General features: G+C 54.8%; 4 protein-coding genes. 3 read left to right on the top strand and 1 reads right to left on the bottom strand.

Annotated features, from left to right (window positions below; all coding sequences use genetic code 11):
* Positions 1–240: 240 nt before the first annotated feature.
* Together D6783_00265 and D6783_00260 are read left to right on the top strand one after the other, a co-directional pair.
* Positions 241–555: a transposase gene (locus tag D6783_00265; protein RME53965.1), complete on the top strand. Its 315-nt coding sequence runs from the start codon at positions 241–243 to the stop codon at positions 553–555.
* A gap of 74 nt (positions 556–629) precedes the next feature.
* On the top strand, positions 630–1,520 hold the full coding sequence (locus tag D6783_00260) for an IS3 family transposase (protein RME53966.1): 891 nt from the start codon (positions 630–632) through the stop codon (positions 1,518–1,520).
* A 12-nt stretch (positions 1,521–1,532) separates the two neighbouring features.
* On the opposite strand, the gene D6783_00255 is transcribed toward D6783_00260, so the two are convergent.
* On the bottom strand, positions 1,533–1,733 hold the full coding sequence (locus D6783_00255) for a hypothetical protein (GenBank protein ID RME53964.1): 201 nt from the start codon (positions 1,731–1,733) through the stop codon (positions 1,533–1,535).
* A gap of 130 nt (positions 1,734–1,863) precedes the next feature.
* Between D6783_00255 and D6783_00250 the strand changes: the two genes are divergently transcribed.
* The coding region (locus tag D6783_00250; protein ID RME53963.1) for a hypothetical protein at positions 1,864–1,947 on the top strand (84 nt) is incomplete at its 3' end.

Here is a 1,947-nt window from a genome sequence, read left to right as displayed (position 1 = left end):
TGTTCAATATGAGGGAAAGGTGCGTGAAGTAGGCACCTTCGTGGTCCCACAGGCGACGCACACGACGGTCGACGACCACGACGATACGCTTCGCATTATTAGCAGGCTCATGTCCGAACTTCCGGCGGTAGGCTGCAACGCGCAATCAACCAAATGACCACAAGTGGAGTGTCTTGCCTCTCATGGAATTGGAATTTCCACCTGGATGCGTTAGTGTAGCACCCGAAGGAGGACTATTCCATGACGAGAACCCGAAGACACTTTACGGCTGAACAAAAGGCAACCGCCGTTCGGCGTCACTTGGCCGGCAAAGAAGCTGTGTCGGATCTGGCGGACGAGTTGGGAGTCCAGCCGAGCCAGATTCACGTATGGGTTAAGCAAGTGCTAGACCAGGCGGAGAAGGCGTTTCAGCGCCCGCAGGCCAAACGCGCTTTGCAAGAGCAAAAAGAACGCAAGATCAAGCTGCTTGAGGAGAAACTGGCCGTCAAGAACGAGGTCATCTCCGAGCTCATGGAGGAGAACGTCAAGTCAAAAAAAGCCAGTGGGGAGCTCTAAAAGGACGCTGGGTTCCCCATGATTTGCGTGACGAACTCGTTGACTATGTGAATTATTGGACGGTAAGAACGGAACTGCCGGCCAAGAGGTTGCTTGCCTGGGTGGGCCTGAGCACCAGCAAGTTTCACCAGTGGAAGCAGCGGTATGGGAAAGCCAATGAGCACAACGGGCAAATCCCACGCGATTGGTGGATCGAAGACTGGGAAAAAGAGGCGATCGTCTCATACTACGACCGCCATCCGGGGGAAGGATATCGACGGCTGGCATTCATGATGCTTGACAACGACGTGGTGGCAGTCAGTCCGTCCACCGTTTATCGCGTCTTGAAATCGGCGGGCCGCCTCGACCGCTGGAACCGGACGGTTTCCAAGAAAGGAACCGGTTTTGCTCAGCCAAAACGGCCTCACAGTCACTGGCACGTCGACATCAGTTATCTCAACATTAATGGGACCTTCTACTATCTTTGCTCAGTTTTGGACGGCTATAGTCGCTTTATCGTTCACTGGGAGATCCGCGAGTCGATGAAAGAGTTGGACGTCGAGACCGTTGTTCAACGGGCGTTGGAAAAGCACCCTGGTGTAACGCCTCGCATCATTAGTGATAACGGTCCTCAGTTCATCGCTAAAGACTTTAAGGCGTTTGTTCGCCTTTGCGGTCTCACGCACGTGCGAACGAGCCCCTATTATCCTCAGTCCAATGGCAAGATCGAGCGGTGGCACCAGAGTTTGAAACGCGAGTGTGTTCGTCCTCAGGCTGCAGAGACGGTGGAAGAGGCACGTCGTAAAGTGTCGGAGTACGTTAACCATTACAATACTCGCCGACTCCACAGTGCCATCGGCTACGTTACGCCAATGGATAAGCTCGCCGGAAACGAAGACGAGATTTTCGCAGAGCGAGACAGAAAGCTAGAGGCCGCCCGCGCTCAGCGTCAGCTTCGCCGCGCGCAGGCCCGAAATGTTGCTTGATGCCCGAGAAGGTTATACAATACGATCCGCCCCGGCAGAGGATAGGGCAACGCAGAAGTGCGACCCGAGCGCTGTCCGGGGGGCCAAGACGAATGGCCAGGCAGCGGGGAGCAACGCTCCCGCTGCCGCCCCTTTTTCGACAGCCTTTTCGGATTGGCCCCAAGCGATAAACTTTCGCAGCAGGATGCTGCGACATCTTCGCAGGATGCGCATCCGTTAGTCACTAACGCGACTGCCCCGAAATTCCAATTCCCGGTGAACCAAAACAAAAGTACCGCCACACGTACGCACCGGTAAGGGTGGCAAGAACTGTGACGGTATTCTCCGCTTGGCAACGGATTTGATGGACGTGCCTGCCGAATTAATCGCAGAAGCGTATCGTCTGAGGTGGTTGATTGAATTGTTCTTCAGGATGATCAAGCAACTC

The sequence above is a fragment of the Candidatus Woesearchaeota archaeon genome, assembly GCA_003694805.1.
GTDB lineage: Archaea > Nanobdellota > Nanobdellia > Woesearchaeales > J110 > J110.
Note: the sequence above shows the minus strand (reverse complement) of the source record. Positions and strands in the feature narration are given on the sequence as shown.

Bases quoted from the DNA above. Each gene is read 5' to 3' on its own strand.
- D6783_00265 (RME53965.1), top strand. From the start codon at position 241: ATGACGAGAACCCGAAGACACTTTACGGCTGAACAAAAGGCAACCGCC.
- D6783_00255 (RME53964.1), bottom strand. From the start codon at position 1,733: ATGCGCATCCTGCGAAGATGTCGCAGCATCCTGCTGCGAAAGTTTATC.